The 18,324-nt window shown below is 68.1% G+C and carries 16 protein-coding genes; 11 read left to right on the forward strand and 5 right to left on the reverse strand.

The annotated features are described in order from the left end of the window. Positions 1-5: 5 nt before the first annotated feature. Both JL37_RS21730 and JL37_RS21735 read right to left on the reverse strand, forming a co-directional pair. Positions 6-752 carry a FadR/GntR family transcriptional regulator gene (locus JL37_RS21730; protein ID WP_043546668.1) on the reverse strand — a complete coding sequence of 249 codons (747 nt, stop codon included), beginning with the start codon at positions 750-752 and terminating at the stop codon, positions 6-8. Between the two features lie 97 nt (positions 753-849). Beyond that, a complete protein-coding gene (locus JL37_RS21735; protein WP_043546670.1) occupies positions 850-1,587 on the reverse strand; it encodes an SDR family NAD(P)-dependent oxidoreductase in 738 nt (245 codons plus the stop codon). A 239-nt stretch (positions 1,588-1,826) separates the two neighbouring features. Here JL37_RS21735 and JL37_RS21740 point away from each other — a divergent pair, with 239 nt between their 5' ends. The 11 genes from JL37_RS21740 (at position 1,827) to lpdA (ending at position 14,170) form a co-directional block, all read left to right on the forward strand. Next, the gene (locus JL37_RS21740) at positions 1,827-2,624 is read left to right on the forward strand and encodes a shikimate dehydrogenase (protein WP_043546671.1); all 798 of its coding nucleotides are present in this window, start codon (positions 1,827-1,829) and stop codon (positions 2,622-2,624) included. Between the two features lie 55 nt (positions 2,625-2,679). Further along, positions 2,680-3,915, forward strand: coding sequence for a branched-chain amino acid ABC transporter substrate-binding protein (locus JL37_RS21745; protein WP_043546672.1), 1,236 nt, complete (start codon positions 2,680-2,682; stop codon positions 3,913-3,915). Between the two features lie 354 nt (positions 3,916-4,269). Beyond that, positions 4,270-5,211: a branched-chain amino acid ABC transporter permease gene (locus tag JL37_RS21750; RefSeq protein ID WP_043546673.1), complete on the forward strand. Its 942-nt coding sequence runs from the start codon at positions 4,270-4,272 to the stop codon at positions 5,209-5,211. Beyond that, positions 5,208-6,476, forward strand: coding sequence for a branched-chain amino acid ABC transporter permease (locus JL37_RS21755; RefSeq protein WP_043546674.1), 1,269 nt, complete (start codon positions 5,208-5,210; stop codon positions 6,474-6,476). The genes JL37_RS21750 and JL37_RS21755 overlap by 4 nt, the downstream gene beginning before the upstream one ends. Further along, positions 6,473-7,225, forward strand: coding sequence for an ABC transporter ATP-binding protein (locus JL37_RS21760; RefSeq protein ID WP_043546675.1), 753 nt, complete (start codon positions 6,473-6,475; stop codon positions 7,223-7,225). The genes JL37_RS21755 and JL37_RS21760 overlap by 4 nt, the downstream gene beginning before the upstream one ends. A gap of 8 nt (positions 7,226-7,233) precedes the next feature. Then, positions 7,234-7,953 carry an ABC transporter ATP-binding protein gene (locus JL37_RS21765; protein WP_043547171.1) on the forward strand — a complete coding sequence of 240 codons (720 nt, stop codon included), beginning with the start codon at positions 7,234-7,236 and terminating at the stop codon, positions 7,951-7,953. A gap of 35 nt (positions 7,954-7,988) precedes the next feature. Then, positions 7,989-8,777 carry an SDR family NAD(P)-dependent oxidoreductase gene (locus JL37_RS21770; protein ID WP_043546676.1) on the forward strand — a complete coding sequence of 263 codons (789 nt, stop codon included), beginning with the start codon at positions 7,989-7,991 and terminating at the stop codon, positions 8,775-8,777. 36 nt (positions 8,778-8,813) lie between these two features. Beyond that, entirely contained in the window at positions 8,814-10,997 is a 2,184-nt protein-coding gene (locus JL37_RS21775; RefSeq protein ID WP_043546678.1) for a thiamine pyrophosphate-dependent enzyme, read from the forward strand. Beyond that, positions 10,994-11,485 (forward strand): VOC family protein, encoded by a 492-nt coding sequence (locus JL37_RS21780; protein ID WP_043546679.1) that lies wholly within the window; start codon positions 10,994-10,996, stop codon positions 11,483-11,485. Before JL37_RS21775 ends, JL37_RS21780 begins: the two co-directional genes overlap by 4 nt. A gap of 10 nt (positions 11,486-11,495) precedes the next feature. Then, positions 11,496-12,764, forward strand: a complete 1,269-nt coding sequence (locus JL37_RS21785) for a pyruvate dehydrogenase complex dihydrolipoamide acetyltransferase (protein ID WP_043546680.1) — start codon at positions 11,496-11,498, stop codon at positions 12,762-12,764. Between the two features lie 8 nt (positions 12,765-12,772). Next, entirely contained in the window at positions 12,773-14,170 is a 1,398-nt protein-coding gene (gene lpdA, locus JL37_RS21790; protein WP_043546681.1) for a dihydrolipoyl dehydrogenase, read from the forward strand. Positions 14,171-14,213: 43 nt separating this feature from the next. Here the strand turns inward: lpdA and JL37_RS21795 are convergent, their stop codons facing one another. From JL37_RS21795 to JL37_RS21805, 3 genes are all read right to left on the reverse strand, one after another. Further along, positions 14,214-15,095: a LysR family transcriptional regulator gene (locus JL37_RS21795; protein WP_043546683.1), complete on the reverse strand. Its 882-nt coding sequence runs from the start codon at positions 15,093-15,095 to the stop codon at positions 14,214-14,216. A gap of 278 nt (positions 15,096-15,373) precedes the next feature. Further along, positions 15,374-17,236, reverse strand: coding sequence for a dihydroxy-acid dehydratase (gene ilvD / locus JL37_RS21800; RefSeq protein ID WP_043546684.1), 1,863 nt, complete (start codon positions 17,234-17,236; stop codon positions 15,374-15,376). Positions 17,237-17,341: 105 nt separating this feature from the next. Further along, on the reverse strand, positions 17,342-18,169 hold the full coding sequence (locus JL37_RS21805; RefSeq protein ID WP_052097504.1) for a helix-turn-helix domain-containing protein: 828 nt from the start codon (positions 18,167-18,169) through the stop codon (positions 17,342-17,344). Between the last annotated feature and the right edge of the window lie 155 nt (positions 18,170-18,324).

An 18,324-nucleotide genomic window follows, 5' to 3' on the forward strand; every position in this document is an offset into this window, starting at 1 on the left:
AGGCCCTAGACAGGCGCCGGGCGTTCCGCCTGGAACAGCCGGAGGCGGTCGGCGGCGTTGCGCAGGTGCTGCTCCGCGGCCCGGCCGGCGGCGTCCGGGTCGCCGCCGTCTATGGCGGCGAAGATGGCCTGGTGCTCGCTTTGCACCGCGGCCATGCGCTCGGCGTACATGCGCGCCGTGTTGTTGCGCGCGCTGCGGATGACCCGGCGGACATTGGCCTCCAGATAGTCGTTCAGCGCCACCAGGTGCGGGTTGTGCGTGGCCTGCACGATGGCCTGGTGGAATTGGTAGTCTTCTTCGTCGCCCAGCTTGTCGTTCAGCAGCGCGTACTCCATGCCCACCAGCGCCTGGCGCATCTTCTTCAGGTCCGCCTCGGTGCGGCGCTGAGCCGCGTAGCGGGCTGCCGTGACCTCGATGGACAGCATCAGTTCCAGGATGTGTTCCAGGTCCTGGTTGTCGCCCGGCGTCGGCGCGGCGATGCGGAACGCATTCTTCTGGAAATTCGGATCGACGAAAACGCCGCTGCCCTGCTGCGACGTGATCAGGCCTTCGGACTTCAGGCGCGCCAGCGCTTCGCGCACGACGGCGCGGCTGACCGAATAGGTTTCGGTCAGCTGCTTTTCCGTGGGCAGGCGATCGCCGGGCGCGAGCACCCCTTGGCGTATCTGCTCCGCCAGCGCATCGCCCAGCGCCGCCGAAAGCGAACTCTTGGGCGCGGCGCGCGGCGGATCCTGTTCTTGGGTAGGCTGCATTGGACTCGTTGGACCCTGCTGGACGCGCGCTGGCGCGCGCCCCGTCTGTTGATGGAAATACCCCTTACCGCGGCAACGGCTGCCGCAGGATGGGACTTTACGCGATGTAGATGCCGCCGTTCACCTGCATGACTTCGCCGGTGACGAAGCTGGCCAGCGGCGAGCACAGGAACGCGATAGATCCCGCGATTTCCTCGGCGGTACCAAAGCGGCGCAGCGGCGTGCTCTCCAGCAATTGCCCACCCTTCTGCCCGATCAGGTCATGGGTCATGGACGTGGCGATGATGCCGGGCGCCACCGCATTCACCCGGATCTGCGGCGCCAGTTCCAGGGCCAGGCTGCGCGTGAAGCTCTGCACCGCGCCCTTGGAGGCGGAATACGCGGCGTGCGCGTAGCTGCCGCGCTGCGCGGCCAGCGACGTCAACAGCACGATGGAGCCGTCGTGGCGCAGATGGCGCTGCGCCGCCCGGCAGACATAGAAGGTGCCGTCCAGGTTCACGCGCATCAGCGTGCGCCACGACTCGTCGCTGGTGTCCTTGACCAGGTGTTCCGGATAGATGCCGGCGCAGTGCACCAGGTGGTCCAGCCCGCCAAAGTGCCTGGCGGCGGACTCGAACACGCGCTCGCATTCCGCCGAGGCGGACACGTCCAGGGCACGCGTGTAGACGCGCTGGCCGCTGGGATCCAGCTCGGCGGCAACCTCTTCCAGCCTGGCATTGTCGATGTCGGTCAGCACCAGCCGGGCGCCATGCGCCGCCATCAGCCGGGCCGTGGCCAAACCGATCCCGTTGCCCGCACCCGTGATGACGGCAACCTTTCCTTCGAACGAAATCATCCTGTCTCCTGAAGCGTTTTTCCGGCGGGCCGGCATGCTTTCCGGCAAGCGCCGCAATCCCGATTGAACTCCTGAATCGGCCGCTTGACACGGGAAAAACGCTTGCCCTATGATTTATCGGACAACTTAATAAAGTTGACTGACAACTTATTCCGAAAGCGTAAATCAACTGACGTTTTCAGGCAAGCGCGTCAGCAATACACGGCGTCAAGCCGCAGCACCGGCAGGGGACAAATCAGGTGGAAATCACCGGCAACACTACCGTTTACGCGATCGCGGCGGACCCGATCGCGCACGTCAAGACGCCCCAGCGGCTCAACGCGCTGCTGCGCGAACGCGGCGCCGATGCCGTCATGGTTCCCTTCCACGTGCCGTCTGAAGCGCTGCCCGGCCTATTCGCGGGCATCCGCGGGCTGGCCAATCTGGGCGGCATCGTGGTCACCGTTCCCCACAAGGAAAATGCGGCCGCCCTGTGCGACGCCCTGACGCCTTCGGCCCGCCTCAGCGGCGCGGTCAACGCGGTGCGCCTGAAGGACGGGGTGCTTACCGGCGGCAATTTCGACGGCCTGGGCTTCGTGGCCGGGCTGCGCGGCCAGGGCCACGACCCCGCCGGCCGTCACGTCTACCTGGCCGGCCTGGGCGGCGCGGGCAAGGCCATCGCCTGCGCCGTCGCGGATGCCGGCCCGGCCAGCCTGCGCCTGTACAACCGCAGCGCCGGCAAGGCTGAGTCCTTCGCCGGGCATCTCGCCCGCCAATATCCCGGCCTGGCCATCAGCGTGGCCACCGCCTCCCCCGCACCCTGCGACATCGCCATCAACGCGACCTCGCTAGGCCTGAACGACACCGATCCCCTGCCCTTCCAGCTGGACGCCCTGGCCGCCGGCACCGTCGTCGCGGACGCCGTGATGAGCCGCGTCGACACGCCCCTGCTGCGCGCCGCCGCCGCGCGCGGCTGCCGCACGCATCCGGGCCTGTACATGCTGGAAGGACAAATCGCAGAAATTGCCCGATTCCTGGGCATACAAGAGCCGCGGTAAGCGCGCTTGATTGATTAACGGACTCACCCACTCCCATCCCACGGAGGAGACACTCATGAAGTTGGCTTTCACTTCCGGCCTGCTGTGCCTGGCCGGCATCGCCGCATCTGCCCAGGCCGCGCCCGTCAAGATCGGCCTGATCGAAACGCTTTCCGGCCCGCAGGCCTCCACCGGCCTGATGTTCCGCGCCGCGGTCAAATATGAGCTGGACCGCATCAATGCGGCCGGCGGCTGGAACGGCCAGCCGCTGGAGCTGGTCGAGTTCGACAACCAGGGTGGCCCGGTCGGCGCGTCCGACCGCTTCCGCGCGGCGGCGGCCGAAGGCGTGCAGATCCTGGTGCAAGGATCCTCGTCGGCCATCTCCGGCCAGCTGACCGAAGACGTGCGCAAGCACAATCTGCGCAACCCGGGCAAGGAAGTCGTGTTCCTGAACGTGGGCGGCGAAGCCCTGGAGCTGACCGGCCAGAAGTGCCATTTCTATCACTTCCGCTTCACCACCAACGCCGACCTGCGCGTCAAGGCGCTGGCCTCGGTCATGTCGGCCGACGGCACGCTGGGCAAGCGCGTGTACGCGATCAACCAGAACTACTCCTGGGGCCAGGACATGGAAGGCGCCACGGAGCGCTTTGCCAAGCAATACGGCTATGAAGTCGTGGGCAAGACCCTGCACGAAGTCAACAAGATCCAGGACTTCGCTCCTTACGTGGCCCGCATCCGCTCGGCCAACCCCGACACCGTGATCACCGGCAACTGGTCCAACGACCTGCTGCTCCTGATGAAGGCCACGCAGGCAGCCGGCCTCAAGGTCCGCTTCGCCACCGTGTTCCTGGACCAGGTGGGCAACCTGGCCAACGCCGGCGACGTCGCGCTGGGCCACTACATCGCCCACCCCTACAACATCGAGGCCGCGGGCGAGGAAGGCGCCAAGTTCGCCGAGGACTACAAGGCGAAGACCGGCCACTATCCCAGCTACACCGAACCGCAGACCGTCATCGGCATCACGTTCCTGGGCGAAGCGCTCAAGCAGGTCAAGCCGCAGGACGGCAAGCTGTCCGTGCCGGAACTGGCCCGCGCGCTGGAAAAGGTCACCTACACCTCGCCGCTGGGCACCTATACCATGCGCGCCGAAGACCATCAGGTGCAGCTGCCCATGGTGGTGTCCAAGGTCAGCAAGAACGCCAAGTACAAGGCCGACGGCACCGACATGGGCTTCGAGCCGGTGAAGGTCCTGGCCGCCGCCGACGTGTCCGCGCCGGCCCAGGCGACGTGCAAGATGCAGCGGCCGAATTGATGCCGGATGGTGTCTGACAGCCATGGGGGTCTGACAGCATGGGTGTCTGACACCCTGAGACACCCTTCAAGTTTGAGGGGCATCTCGTCGGGTGTCTGACACCTCACCAAGGTGGGATTCCCTTCATACCGCATTGGTGTCTGACACCCTTGTAGATGCCCTTCAAGTTCGAGGGGTGTCTCATTGGGTGTCAGACACCTGACCAAGGTGACACCTGAGCAAAGCGGGTGTCGGACACCTCACCGCGTCAAGCCCGCAACAACTATGCGCACCCCCGGCGCGGGCCGGAAAAAATCGGTGCGCGATCGCTCGCAAGACGCCGTCCGTCTTGGCGAAAGAATTACTGGAGCGGACATGGAATACTTTACCGTCTCGCTGTTGAACGGCGTGATCTACGGCCTGCTGCTATTCATGGTTTCGGCGGGCCTGACACTGATTTTCGGGATGATGGGCGTGCTCAATTTCGCGCACGCGTCGTTCTACATGATAGGCGCGTACGCCGCCTATACGCTGACGCCCGTCACCGGCTTCTGGGTGGCGCTGGTGCTGGCCACGATCATCGCGGGCGTGCTGGGCATGGGCGTGGAACGCTTCTTCCTGCGCCGCGTCCACAAGTTCGGACACGCGCAGGAGCTGCTGGTGACCTTCGGCCTGGCCTTCATCGTGGCCGAGCTCATCAAGCTGTTCTACGGCGATTTCCCGGTCGACTACCGGGTGCCGCAATTCCTGAACTTCGCCGCCTTCCGCGTGTTCGACGCGGACTATCCCTTCTATCGCCTGCTCATGGGCGGCGTGTCGCTGGCGATGTTCGCCGTCATATACCTGCTGCTGTCGCGCACCCGCGTGGGCATCGTGGTGCGCTCGGCCATCTACCGGCCCCGCATGGCGGAAGCGCTGGGCCACAACGTGCCGCTGGTGTTCATGAGCGTGTTCGGCGTGGGCGCGGCCATGGCCGGCCTGGCCGGCGCGGTCGCGGGCGCGTTCTACACCACCAACCCGAACATGGCGCTGGAACTCGGCGTGCTGGTGTTCGTGGTGGTCGTGGTGGGCGGCCTCGGTTCGCTCGAGGGCGCGATGATCGCATCGCTGCTGATCGGCCTGATCAGTTCCTTTTCCGTCGGCATCGACGCCAGCCTGGCCAGCCTCTTCAGGCTGTTCGGCGCCGGCGAGTGGGCCGAGAGCGTGGGCGGCCTGATGACCGTGAAGATTTCCAGCCTGGCGGCCACCCTGCCCTTCCTGCTGATGCTGGTGGTGCTGCTGGTCAAGCCCTCGGGCCTCAAGGGAGAACAGGCATGAGCCAGACCCGTCGCACTTCCGGGGCCTTCCTGCTGATTCTCTGCGTGGCCGCGCTGTGCGCGCTACCCTGGCTGCTGCCTCCGGGCCAGCTGGTGGCGGCGGTGCAGATGCTGATCGCCGCGCTGTTCGCCTGCGCCTTCAATCTCCTGGCCGGCCAGGGCGGCATGCTGTCCTTCGGCCACGCCGCCTACTTCGGCGTGGGCACGTTCGCCACCATCCACGCCATGAATGCGCTGGGCGGAGCGGGCCTGCTGCCGACGCCCCTGATGCCGCTGGCCGGCGGCGTGGCCGGCCTGCTGTTCGGCCTGGTCGCAGGCTGGTTCGCCACCATGCGGGCCGGCGTGTATTTCTCGATGATCACGCTGGCGCTGGCCGAGCTGCTGCATGCGCTCGCGCCGCATCTGAAGGGGGTCTTCGGCGGCGAGGCTGGCCTGTCCGCCATGCGCATGCCGGCCTGGGGCTTCACCTTCGGCTCCGACATCGAGGTGTACTTCCTGGTGCTGGCCTGGGTGCTGGTGTCGCTGGCGGCGCTGTACGGCCTGACCCGCACGCCGCTGGGCCGCCTGACGCTGGGCCTGCGCGAGAACGCCCACCGCCTGCGCTACCTGGGCTACCGCCCGCATACGCTCAAGACCATGGTGTTCGCGCTGTCGGCCATGTTCGCCGGCATCGCGGGCGGCCTGCAGGCCTTGAACATCGAGGCCGGCAACTACGTGCTGTTCGAGGTCAAGCTGTCCACCGACGCGGTGCTGTTCGCCTACATCGGCGGCGTCAACGCCTTCCTGGGGCCGGTGCTGGGGGCCTCCATCCTTACCTTCCTGTCGCAGACGCTGGCCGACATCACGCGGTCCTGGCTGCTGTACCAGGGGATTCTCTTCGTGCTGGTGATGCTGTTCGTGCCGGACGGCCTAGTCGGCCTGGTGCAGCGCGCCGCCAAGTCGCTGCGCGAGCTGGGCCTGGGCCGCTGGCTGCCGCGCGCGGCGGTGTCGGTCGCGGCCGGCCTGCTGCTGACCTGCGCCACGGTCTTCACGGTGGAAATGCTGCAACGCATGTTCGCCCGCGACTACCGCTCGCTGCTTGCGATGAACCCCGACGCGGGCTGGCCCGCCATCCCGCTGTTCGGACACGAATGGGCGCCCCTGGCGGCGTCCACCTGGCTGATTCCGCTGGCGCTGTTCGCCGTGGGCCTCGCGGCCTGCCGCTGGGCGCTGGCCCTGTGGCGCGACGACGCCGAAGCCGCACCCACGCTGGAGGCCGCGAAATGAGCCACGAAATCCTGACCCTGACCGACGTGCGCAAGTCTTTCGGCGAAGCGCAGATCATCCGCGGCGTGAACCTGAAGGTGGAGGCTGGCGAGCGCCACGCCGTCATCGGCCCCAACGGCGCGGGAAAATCCACCCTGTTCCATCTGATGTCGGGCTCGTTCGCTCCGACCTCGGGCGACATCAGCCTGCGCTCGCGGCCGATCGGCGGCCTGGCGCCTGAACGCATCAACCGCCTGGGCCTGGCGCGCTCGTTCCAGATCACCAACGTGTTCCCGCGTCTGTCGGTGCGCGAGAACCTGCGCCTGGCGGTCCTGCGCATGCACGGCCTGGTCTACAACTTCTGGCGCCCGATTGCGCGCAATCGCGCCGTGAATGAAGACGTGGACCGCCTGCTGGAGAAGGTCCGGCTGACGGACAAGCAGGAAACGGCGGCCGGCGACCTGAACTATTCGGAACAGCGTTCGCTGGAGATCGGCATGACGCTGGCCTCGCGTCCCAAGGTCATCCTGCTGGACGAACCCATGGCGGGCATGTCCCAGCACGAAGTCGACTACACCGTCGAGCTGATCAAGGACGTCACGCGCGACTGCACGTTGTTGATCGTGGAACACGACATGCAAGTGGTGTTCTCGCTGGCCGACCGCATCAGCGTGCTGGTGTACGGCGAGATCCTCGCCACCGGCACGCCGGCCGACATCCGCGGCGACGCCCGCGTGCGCGAAGCCTACCTGGGAGAGGAAACGGTATGAGCACCCAGATGAATACGACCGCGCCCCTGTTGAGCCTGCGCGGCGTGCATGCCCATTACGGCAAGAGCCACATCCTGCACGGCATCGATCTGTCCATTGGCCGCGGCGAAGTCGTAAGCCTGCTGGGCCGCAACGGCGCGGGCCGCTCCACCACCATGAAGAGCATCATGGGGCTGGTGGACGTGACCGGCGGCAGCATCTCCATCGAAGGCCGCGACATCACCAACAAGCGCCCCTTCGAGATCGCGCGCGCCGGATTGGGCTTCGTGCCGGAAGAACGCGAGGTGTTCGCCAACCTGACCGTGGACGAAAACCTGCGCATGGGCGAGCAGCCCAAGCGCGGCGACGCGCCCTTCTGGTCGGTGGACCAGATGTTCGATTACTTCCCACGGCTGAAGGAGCGCCGCGGCACCAAGGCGGGCAACCTGTCCGGCGGCGAACAGCAGATGCTGACCATGTGCCGCTCGCTGCTGGGCAACCCCAAGGTCATGCTGATCGACGAACCCACCGAAGGCCTGGCCCCGAAGATCGTGGAAGTGATCGCCGACGTGATCCGCGACATCCACAAGCGCGGCGTTTCCGTCCTGTTGGTGGAGCAGAAGCTGACCATCGCGCTCAAGGTTTCCACCCGCGTCAGCGTGATGGGCCACGGCCGCATCGTTTTCGAAGGACCGCCCGCGCAGCTGCATGAGCGCCAGGACGTCGTCCAGGAATGGCTGGCGGTCTGAGCGCCAGCGCCCCTCCAACATTACAGGCACATATCGTGGACAACACCAACGAACCTCTCCATCCCGAGCTGCGCGGTCAGACCGTCGTGATCACCGGCGGCGCCAAGGGCATAGGCCTGGCCACTGCGCAGGCGTTCGCGCGCCAGGGCGCGCGCATCGCGCTGCTGGACATGGACGCCGCCGCGCTGGACGAAGCCGTCGCCGGACTCGCGGCGCAAGGCGCCGAGGCCCTGGCCTGCCAGGCTTCCGTGACCGACGCCGACGCCGTCGAGCGCGCCTTCGCCCAGGCCGAGCAGGCCTATGGCCGCATCGACGTGCTGGTCAACAACGCCGGGGTCTCGGCCAACAAGCCAACGCTGGAAGTCAGCGTGGACGAATGGCGCCGCGCCGTGGACATCAACCTGACCGGCGTGTTCCTGTGCGCCCAGGCCGCCGGCCGCCGCATGGTGCCCGCGGGTTCGGGCTCCATCATCAACCTGGCCTCCATGTACGGCGTGGTGGCCGCGCCCGACCGCGCGGCCTATTGCGCCACCAAGGGCGCGGTGGTGCTGCTGACCGAGACGCTCGCCGTCGAATGGGGCCCCTCCGGCGTGCGCGTGAACGCGCTGGCGCCGGGCTACGTGGAAACGGACCTGGTGCGCGACCTGGCCGCGCGCGGCCGCCTGGACCCCGAGCGCCTCAAGCAGCGCACGCCGCTGCGGCGCCTGGCACAGCCGGCCGAAATGGCCGACCTGGCGGTGTTCCTGGCGTCGCGCCAGGCCGCCTACATCACCGGACACACCCTGGTGGCCGACGGCGGCTGGAGCCGCTACAGCTACCTCTAACCGCAAGACGCTTACCCACATTCTGGAGATTCATTCATGGCCACCTACCAACCGCTTGGTTCCCAAGCGCCCTGGCGGCAACTGACGGTCGAAGACAAGGACTGGCAACAGGCGGATCCCGCCCTGCTGGGCACCATGCTGACCCAGCTGCATTGGATCCGCGCCTTCGAAGAGGCCGTGCTGGACCTGGCCGCGGAAGGCCTGGTGCATGGCCCCGCGCACTCGTCCGTGGGCCAGGAAGGCGGCGCGGTCGGCTCCGTGCTGGCGCTGGGCGCCGGCGACCAGATCAACGGCTCGCACCGCGGCCACCACCAGTTCCTGGCCAAGGCCCTGCAGCACGTCGCCCCGCTGGGCCTGGATCCGCGCAACCCGCTCACCCCCGCCATCGATGAAGTGCTGCAAAAGACGCTGGCCGAGATCATGGGCCTGGCCCAGGGCTACTGCCGCGGCCGCGGTGGCAGCATGCACCTGCGCTGGCTCGAAGCCGGCGCGCTGGGCACCAATGCCATCGTGGGCGGCGGCGTGCCGCTGGCGGCCGGCGCCGGCTGGGCCCACAAGCATGCGGGCACCGACCGCGTGGCGGTGACCTACTTCGGCGACGGCGCGGTGAACATCGGTTCCGTGCTCGAAACCATGAACCTCACCGCGGCCTGGAAGACGCCGCTGTGCTTCTTCATCGAGAACAACCGCTACGCCGTGTCGACCACGGTGGAGGAATCCACCGCCGAGCCGCGCCTTTCCGCGCGCGGCCAGGCCTTCAACATCCCGTCCTGGCAAGTGGACGGCATGGACCCGCTGGCGGTCTACCTGGCCATGTCCGAGGCCGTGGCCCACATGCGCGCGGGCAAGGGTCCCACCATCGTCGAAGTGGATGTGTACCGCTTCTTCCACCAGAACGGCCCCTTCCCCGGCAGCGCCTTCGGCTACCGCAGCAAGGACGAGGAAGCGCAATGGCGCCGCCGCGATCCACTGGACCGGATCGCCGCCGAAATGATCGGTCGCGGGCTGATCGCCCAGGCCGAGGTCGACGCGCTGCGCCAGCGCTGCAAGGAAGTGATGAAAGAGGTGTCGGGCCGTCTGACCGAAGCCGCCGACGGCGGCAAGCGCCGCGTGCGCGCCGACCTCTGGCCCAGCCCCGACTTCCGCGACGTGGGCCTGCGCAGCGACGGTTCGGAACTGGCCGGCCTGCGCTACCAGGAAGCCGCCGACCATGCCGGCCAGTCCGTCGAGCGCAAGTTCGTGGACGCGGTGGCCGACGTGCTGGACCGCCGCATGGAAACCGACGCCGGCGTGGTGGTGCTGGGCGAGGACGTGCACCGCCTGAAGGGCGGCACCAACGGCGCCACGCGCGGCCTGAAGGACAAATACCCCGACCGCGTGCTGGGCACCCCCATCTCCGAGAACGCCTTCGCCGGCCTGGGCGGCGGCCTGGCCATGGACGGCCGCTACAAGCCGGTGGTGGAATTCATGTACCCCGATTTCATGTGGGTCGCGGCCGACCAGATCTTCAACCAGATCGGCAAGGCCCGCCACATGTTCGGCGGCGACATCGACGTGCCCTTCGTGCTGCGCACCAAGGTCGCGATGGGCACGGGCTACGGTTCGCAGCACTCGATGGATCCGGCCGGCATCTTCGCCACCGCCCCGGGCTGGCGCATCGTCGCGCCGTCCACGCCCTATGAATACGTCGGGCTGATGAATACCGCCCTGGCCTCCAAGGATCCGGTGCTGGTGATCGAACACGTGGACCTGTACGCCTCCTCGGGCGAAGTGCCCACGGACGATCTGGACTACGCCATTCCGTTCGGCAAGGCGCGCGTGCGCCGCGAGGGCGGCAAGGTCACCATCCTGACCTATCTCTCCATGGTCAGCCGCGCGCTGAAGGCCGCGGAAGAGGCTGGCGTGGACGCGGAAGTCATCGATCTGCGCACCCTGGACCGCGCCAGCCTGGACTGGGACACCATCGGCGCCAGCATCCAGAAGACCAACAACGTGCTGATCGTGGAACAAGGCGCCCGCGGCACCTCCTACGGCGCCATGCTGGCCGACGAAATCCAGCGCCGCTACTTCGACTGGCTGGACCAGCCCGTCAAGCGCGTGACCGGCGGCGAGGCTTCGCCCAGCATTTCCAAGGTGCTGGAGCGCGCGGCGTTCGCGGACACCGATGAAGTCGTGGCCGGCCTGGAAGACGTGCTGGCGGACCTGGGGGAAAAAGCATGACCGCCCCGCTGCGAATGACGGTGCCGATGGAAGTCGGCATCTGCTGCGCCGACCTGGACGCGCTGCTGGCCTTCTACATCGATGTGATCGGCCTGAAGCTAGTCAACCGCGTGACCGTCCCCGCCGACAAGGCGCAGGCCACCGGCCTGACCCGGCACGGATACGACGTCGCTCGCCTGCAGACGCCCTATGGCGAACGCATCAAACTGCTCCAGCCCGCGACGGCGCCCGAAGCCGCCGCGCGCGGCGCCGCCATCCTGGACCGCCAGGGCGCAACCTACCTGACCTTCATCGTTCGCGACCTGCCCGGCGTGGTGCGCGGCCTGGAGGCCAAGGGCGTAGCGTTCGACAGCAAGCCGGCCCCGATGGAAGTGCGGCCCGGCACCTGGCTGGCGTTCTTCCGCGACCCCGAGGGGAACGTGCTGGAACTGGTCGAATACGACGACCCCGCCTCCTACCGGCCCGACCTGGCCGGCGCCGAACAATAGGACGAACAACGTGGCACACCTTATCAAGCTCCCCTCCGTCGCGGCCGACACCTCGGGCGGCACGCTGCACCAGTGGCTCAAGAAAGAAGGCGACACGGTCGCCGTGGGCGACGCGCTGGCGGAAATCGAAACCGAGAAGGCCATCGTCGAAATCAATGCCGAGCATGCCGGCGTGCTGGGCCGCATCGTGGTGCAGGCCGGCGCCGCGTCGGTGCCGGTGAACACCGTGATCGGCGTGCTGCTGGCGCAAGGCGAGGACGCCTCGGCGATCGACCGCGCCCTGGCCGAAAGCGGCGCCGCCGCGCAAGCCCCGGCCGCCCCTGCCCAGCCCGCTGCCGCGCCCGCCAGCGCGGCCCCCACGCCAGCCGCCGCCAGCCCCAAGCCGCAAGCGCCGGCGCCCACGGCGGCCTCTAGCGCCCCCGTCCCTGGCGGCCGCCTGTTCGCCAGCCCGCTGGCCCGCCGCCTGGCCGCGCAATGGCATGTGGACCTGCTGGGCGTGGCCGGCACCGGCCCGCACGGCCGCATCGTCCGCCGCGACGTGGAAGCCGCGCGCAACCGCGCGCCGTCCGCCGTGGCTGCGTCCCTGGCCGGCCGCCCCGCCGCGCGCCGCGTGCCGCATACGGGCATGCGCCGCGCCATCGCCCGCCGCCTGACCGAAAGCAAGCAGAACGTGCCGCACTTCTACCTGACGGTGGACTGCCGGATGGACGCGCTGCTCGCATTGCGCGCCCAGGCCAACCAGGGCGGCGCAGTGAAGCTTTCAGTCAATGACTTCATCGTGCGCGCCGCCGCGCTGGCCCTGCGCGAAGTGCCCGAGGTCAACGCCAGCTGGCACGACGACGCCATCGAATACCACGCCGGCGCCGACATCTCCGTGGCGGTGGCGACCGAGGGCGGACTGGTCACGCCCATCGTGCGGGACGCCGATGTGAAGCCGCTATCGGCCATCGCCGGCGAAATCGTCGAGCTTGCCGGACGCGCCAAGGTCAACCGCCTCAAGCCCGAGGAATTCGCCGGCGGCTCGCTGACGGTGAGCAACCTGGGCATGTACGGCATCGGCCAGTTCGCGGCCATCATCAACCCGCCGCAGGCCGCCATCCTGGCGGTGGGCGCGGCCGAGCGCCGCCCCGTCGTGGACGCGGACGGCGCGCTCGCCGTGGCCTCCGTCATGACCGTGACCCTGTCGGCCGATCACCGCGTGGTGGACGGCGCCGTCGGCGCGCGCTGGCTGGCGGCCTTCCGCCAGCTGATCGAAAACCCCGTGCGCATCCTGCTGTGAGCCCCGCCATGACGAAGACGACGTTTGATCTCATCGTGGTGGGAGGCGGCCCCGGCGGCTACGTGGCCGCCATCCGCGGCGCCCAGCTGGGCATGTCGGTGGCGCTGGTGGAACGCGCCGAACTGGGCGGCATCTGCCTGAACTGGGGCTGCATCCCCACCAAGGCCCTGCTGCACAGCGCCACCGTGCTGCGCGCATGCCGCGAAGCCTCTCACTACGGCGTCGCAGGCGCGGGCGAAGCCCGCCCCGACCTGGCCGCCATGGTGGCGCGCTCGCGCAAGGTGGCGGGCCGCCTGGGCCAGGGCGTGGCGCACCTGATGAAGAAAAATGGCGTGACGGTGTTCGCCGCCAGCGCCAGGCTGGCGGGCGCGGGCAAGCTGGCGCTGGACAGCGGCGCCACGCTGTCGGCTCCGCACATCGTCCTGGCGACCGGCGCGCGCGCCCGCGAACTGCCGGCGCTGCCGGTGGGCGAACGCATCTGGGCCTACCGCCAGGCCCTGGTGCCCGCCGCGATCCCGAAATCACTGCTGGTGGTGGGCGCGGGCGCCATCGGCGCGGAGTTCGCCAGCTTCTACCGTGCGGTGGGCGCCGAGGTCACCCTGATCGACATGACGGCCGAGATCCTGCCGCAGGAAGACGCCGAAATCTCGCAACTGGCCCGCAAGGCCTTCGAGAAGCAAGGCATCCGCGTGCTGACGCAATGCGCCGTCAAGGCCTCGTCCACGACGGCCTCCGGCGTGAAGGTGGTGCTGGAGCAGCAGGGCAAGCAGAGCGAACTGGAAGTCGAGCGCGTCATCGTCGCCGCCGGCATCGTGGGCAACGTGGAGAACCTCGGGCTGGAACGCACCCGCGTCAAAGTGGAGAAGACCCACATCGTCACCGACGGCCTGTGCCGGACGGGCGAGCCCGGCGTCTATGCCATCGGCGACGTGGCCGGAGCCCCCTGGCTCGCCCACAAGGCCAGCCACGAGGCCGTGCTGTGCGTGGAGGCGATCGCCGGCAAGCCTTCCCACCCCATCGACCCGCTGCGCATCCCCGCCTGCACCTATTCCTACCCGCAGGTGGCCAGCATCGGCATGACCGAGGCCCGCGCGCGCGAGCATGCCAAGCAGACGGGCGGCGAAATCCGCGTCGGCAAGTTCTCTTTCGCCGGCAACGGCAAGGCGATCGCCATGGGCGAGGACCAGGGCTTGGTGAAGACGGTGTTCGACGCGAAAACAGGCGAACTGCTGGGCGCGCACATCATCCACCCCGAAGCGTCCGAGCTGATCACGGGCTACGGCGTGGCGGCATCGCTGGAAGCCACCGAGGAAGACCTGATGCATACCGTGTTCGCGCATCCGACGCTGTCGGAAACCCTGCACGAATCGGTGCTGTCGGCCTTCGGCCGCGCCTTGCACGCCTGAACAGGACCACGGGCCGCGCCTGCGCGCGGCCCGTGCGCGGGCATCACATGCGCGCCGCGAAGAAATCCAGGAAACACGCGATCCGCCGCGACAGCTGCGTGTTGCGGTGATATACGGCGTGCATGGGCTGCAGGTAGTCCGTGTGCTCGGACTCCATCAGCTTCACCAGCCTGCCGGCCTTGATGTCCTCGCGCACCACGAAGTCGGACAGGCAGGCGATGCCCACTCCGCGCAGCGCCAGCTGCCGCTGCGTTTCGCCGCTGGAGGTCGCCAGGGTGGGCACGGCCAGATAGCTCGACGCGCCGGCGTGGCGCAGAGGCCACACGTTCAGGCTTTCGGGCTGGGTGAAGCCCAGCACCTCGTGCGCGGCCAGATCCGCCACCGTTTCCGGCGCGCCGCGCCGGGCGATGTAGTCCGGACTGGCCATCACCCATCGCGGGGACGGCCGCAGCGTGCGCGCATGCAGCGAGGAGTCCGTCAGCGGGCCCATGCGCAGCGCCACGTCGGTGCGATGCTCCATCAGGTCCACGATGCGGTCGTTGCTGGTGAGTTCGAGAGAAATCCCCGGATATTCGCGGCGGAAATCCCCCACGTGGGGCACCACGCAATGCAGCATCACCGGCACCGACGCATCCACCCGCAAACGCCCCGCGGGCCGCTGATGCACCTTGCGCATGCACTCTTCCGCCTCTTCCAGCGACGCCACGATCTGCCGCGCCTTGGGAAGAAAATGCTTGCCCTCTTCGGTCAGCTCCATGCGGCGCGTGGTCCGGTTCAGCAGCGTGACGCCCAGGTCTTCTTCCAGCCGCGACAATCCCCGGCTGACGCCGGAAGCGGTGTGGCCCAGCACTTCCGCGGCCGCGCTCAGGGATCCAGCATCCACGACGCCCAGGAACAGCCGCAATGCATCAGAGTTCAGGGACATGGGGCGGACTCCTTGACCAGGGGACGAATGTACGGCAGCTCTCCAGGTGTCTGACACCCGGGAAGAGAAGCGCAGATCCAAGATCATCTCGTACGGGTGTCAGACACTTGCCGCAGCACAACTTGCCGCAGCAATCGCCACTTTAACCCGCCACTCGACACACCCCCAACAACGCGGCAAACCCAGACGCCGCCCGCTCCAGCAGGCGACCTACGAAGAATCCCCGCACGAAAAAAAACGGCGCCCCAACAGGGACGCCGCTCTTCAAAAGAAAGCGATCAACGCTTCTGCTTCAACTGCGACAAATCCCGCACAGCCCCGCGATCCGCCGAAGTCGCCAACGCCGCATAAGCCTGCAACGCCTGCGACACCACGCGCTCGCGGCCCACGGGCTCCCAGCCGTCCGCGCGCGCATCCATGGCGGCGCGGCGGCGCGCCAGTTCCTCGTCGGAAACAGCAAGATGGATCTTGCGGTTCGGGATGTCGATCTCGATCACGTCGCCCTCTTCCACCAGGCCGATCGTGCCGCCTTCCGCCGCTTCCGGCGAGGCGTGGCCGATCACCAGGCCCGACGAACCGCCCGAGAAGCGGCCGTCGGTGAACAGCGCGCAGCTCTTGCCCAGGCCCTTGGACTTCAGGTAGGACGTGGGGTACAGCATCTCCTGCATGCCCGGACCGCCCTTGGGGCCTTCGTAGCGGATCACCACCACGTCGCCCGGAACGATCTGGTCGCCCAGGATGCCTTCCACGGCGGCGTCCTGGCTTTCGAAGACGCGCGCGCGGCCGGTGAACGTCCATTGCGATTCGTCCACGCCGGCCGTCTTCACGATGCAGCCCTTTTCCGCCAGGTTGCCGTACAGCACGGCCAGGCCGCCGTCCTTGGAGTAGGCGTTTTCCTTGCTGCGGATGCAGCCCGTCTTGCGATCGGTGTCCAGCGTCAGGAAGGTCGCGTCCTGGCTGAAGGCCACCGTGGTGGGGATGCCGCCAGGCGCCGCGCGGTAGAACTTCTGCGCGTCTTCGCCCGCGCCGCCGGCCACGTCCCAGTTGCGGATGGCGTCGCCCAGCGTGCCGCTATGCACGTTGCCGCAGGACAGGTCCAGCAGATCGGCGCGCGCCAGCTCGCCCAGGATGCCCAGGATGCCGCCCGCGCGGTGCACGTCTTCAATGTGGTATTTATCGGTGGCGGGCGCGGCCTTGCACAGGCACGGCACCTTGCGCGAAATGCGGTCGATGTCGGCCATGGTGAAGTCCACGCCGGCTTCCTGCGCCGCGGCCAGCAGGTGCAGCACGGTGTTGGTGGAACCGCCCATGGCCACGTCCAGCGCCATGGCGTTCTGGAAGGCGCTCTTGGTGGCGATGCTGCGCGGCAGGACCGACGCGTCATCTTCCTGGTAATAGCGGCGGCACAGGTCCACGACCAGGCGGCCGGCCTGCTCGAACAGACCGCGGCGCCACGCGTGCGTGGCCACGATGGTGCCGTTGCCCGGCAGCGCCAGGCCGATGGCTTCGGTCAGGCAGTTCATCGAGTTGGCCGTGAACATACCGGAACAGGAACCGCAGGTGGGGCAGGCGCTGCGTTCGACTTCGGCCACGTCGGCGTCCGACACGTTGGGGTCGGCGGCCTTGATCATGGCGTCGATCAGGTCGATCTTGGCGACGACCTTGCCGTCGGTGGGCGACTTCACCTTGCCCGCTTCCATCGGACCGCCGGACACGAACACGACCGGGATATTCAGGCGCATCGCGGCCATCAGCATCCCCGGAGTGATCTTGTCGCAGTTCGAGATGCAGACCATGGCGTCGGCGCAGTGCGCGTTGACCATGTACTCCACCGAATCGGCGATCAGTTCGCGCGAGGGCAGCGAATACAGCATGCCGCCGTGGCCCATGGCGATGCCGTCGTCCACGGCGATGGTGTTGAATTCCTTGGCGACGCCGCCGGCGGCTTCGATTTCCTTGGCGACCAGCGCGCCGAGGTCGCGCAGGTGCACGTGGCCCGGCACGAACTGCGTGAACGAGTTCACGACCGCGATGATGGGCTTGCCGAAATCGCCGTCCTTCATGCCGGTGGCGCGCCACAGGGCGCGGGCGCCGGCCATGTTGCGGCCGTGGGTCGAGGTGCGGGAACGGTAGTGCGGCATGATTTGTCTCAGGCTGGTTCTGTTAGCTGGGCGGCAAAACGGTAAATAATACGCTGGTTCCGCGCCCTGCCGCTTTCCAGCGGCCTCGGAGCCCCTGCACGACCGTCAGGCGGACGCCATGCCGCGCGCGGCAAATGCGCTGGGCGGCTCGCCCACGGCCTTGCGGAACATGGCCGCGAACGCACTGGGGCTTTCATAGCCCAGGTCCAGCGCCACTTCCAGCACGCGCTCGCCGCGCGCCAGGCGCTCCATGGCCGCCAGCAGGCGCGCCTGCTGGCGCCAACGCCCGAACGTCATGCCCGTATGACGCAGGAACAGGCGGTGCACGGTCTTCGGATCCACGCCCAGCTCGCGCGCCCAGTCCGCCGCGCCGTCCTGGCGTTCCGGGTGGCGCACGATGGCGCGGCAGATGCGCGCCAGGCGCGGCTCGGCAGGCTGCGGCAGGTGCAGGGGCAACACGGGTTCCTGGCGCAACTCGTCCAGCAGCAGCATCATCAGGCGGCCGTTGCGCGTGTCCGGCGCCCAGTCCAGCGGCACCTCGGCGGCCGCAACCATCAATTCCCGCAGCAGCGGCGAGATCGACAGCACGCAGCACTCCGCGGGCAGGTGCGCGGCCGCCCCCGGCTCGACGAACACGGTGCGCATGCGCGGCTCGCCGCTCATGCGGATCCCGTGCGGCATCCAGGCCGGCACCCAGACGCCGCGCGTGGGCGGCACCACCCAGATCCCGGCGGGCGTATCCACCACCATCACGCCCGAAATCGCGTAGACCAGCTGGGCGCGCCGGTGCCGGTGGCGGCGGATGCGATGGCCGTCTTCATAGTCCACGGCCAGCCCGGCCACGGGGCGTTTCGAGGATTCGTAGGGAAAAAGGTCCAGGCCCACGGGCTTGCGGGCGCTGGAGGCGGGTGCGGCGGGAGCTGATTTGTCCATTTTGCGACGATTATTGCCTAAATGGCGTTAGACGGTCTTTTCCAGTGTACCTATCATCCTGGCATTCCCTCCCGCATTCCCCACGCCCGACACGACCATGCCCCGTCAGCCCGCCCCCGCCGCCCTCCTCGCCGCCCTGGCGCCGGCCGGGTACG

The organism is Achromobacter sp. RTa, assembly GCF_000757485.1.
GTDB lineage: Bacteria > Pseudomonadota > Gammaproteobacteria > Burkholderiales > Burkholderiaceae_B > Achromobacter.

Coding starts and splice junctions, on each gene's coding strand:
- JL37_RS21730 (WP_043546668.1), bottom strand. CDS start 752: ATGCAGCCTACCCAAGAACAGGATCCGCCGCGCGCCGCGCCCAAGAGT.
- JL37_RS21795 (WP_043546683.1), bottom strand. CDS start 15,095: ATGTCCCTGAACTCTGATGCATTGCGGCTGTTCCTGGGCGTCGTGGAT.
- JL37_RS21735 (WP_043546670.1), bottom strand. CDS start 1,587: ATGATTTCGTTCGAAGGAAAGGTTGCCGTCATCACGGGTGCGGGCAAC.
- JL37_RS21775 (WP_043546678.1), top strand. CDS start 8,814: ATGGCCACCTACCAACCGCTTGGTTCCCAAGCGCCCTGGCGGCAACTG.
- JL37_RS21760 (WP_043546675.1), top strand. CDS start 6,473: ATGAGCCACGAAATCCTGACCCTGACCGACGTGCGCAAGTCTTTCGGC.
- lpdA (WP_043546681.1), top strand. CDS start 12,773: ATGACGAAGACGACGTTTGATCTCATCGTGGTGGGAGGCGGCCCCGGC.
- JL37_RS21745 (WP_043546672.1), top strand. CDS start 2,680: ATGAAGTTGGCTTTCACTTCCGGCCTGCTGTGCCTGGCCGGCATCGCC.
- JL37_RS21750 (WP_043546673.1), top strand. CDS start 4,270: ATGGAATACTTTACCGTCTCGCTGTTGAACGGCGTGATCTACGGCCTG.
- JL37_RS21805 (WP_052097504.1), bottom strand. CDS start 18,169: ATGGACAAATCAGCTCCCGCCGCACCCGCCTCCAGCGCCCGCAAGCCC.
- JL37_RS21755 (WP_043546674.1), top strand. CDS start 5,208: ATGAGCCAGACCCGTCGCACTTCCGGGGCCTTCCTGCTGATTCTCTGC.
- JL37_RS21780 (WP_043546679.1), top strand. CDS start 10,994: ATGACCGCCCCGCTGCGAATGACGGTGCCGATGGAAGTCGGCATCTGC.
- ilvD (WP_043546684.1), bottom strand. CDS start 17,236: ATGCCGCACTACCGTTCCCGCACCTCGACCCACGGCCGCAACATGGCC.
- JL37_RS21765 (WP_043547171.1), top strand. CDS start 7,234: ATGAATACGACCGCGCCCCTGTTGAGCCTGCGCGGCGTGCATGCCCAT.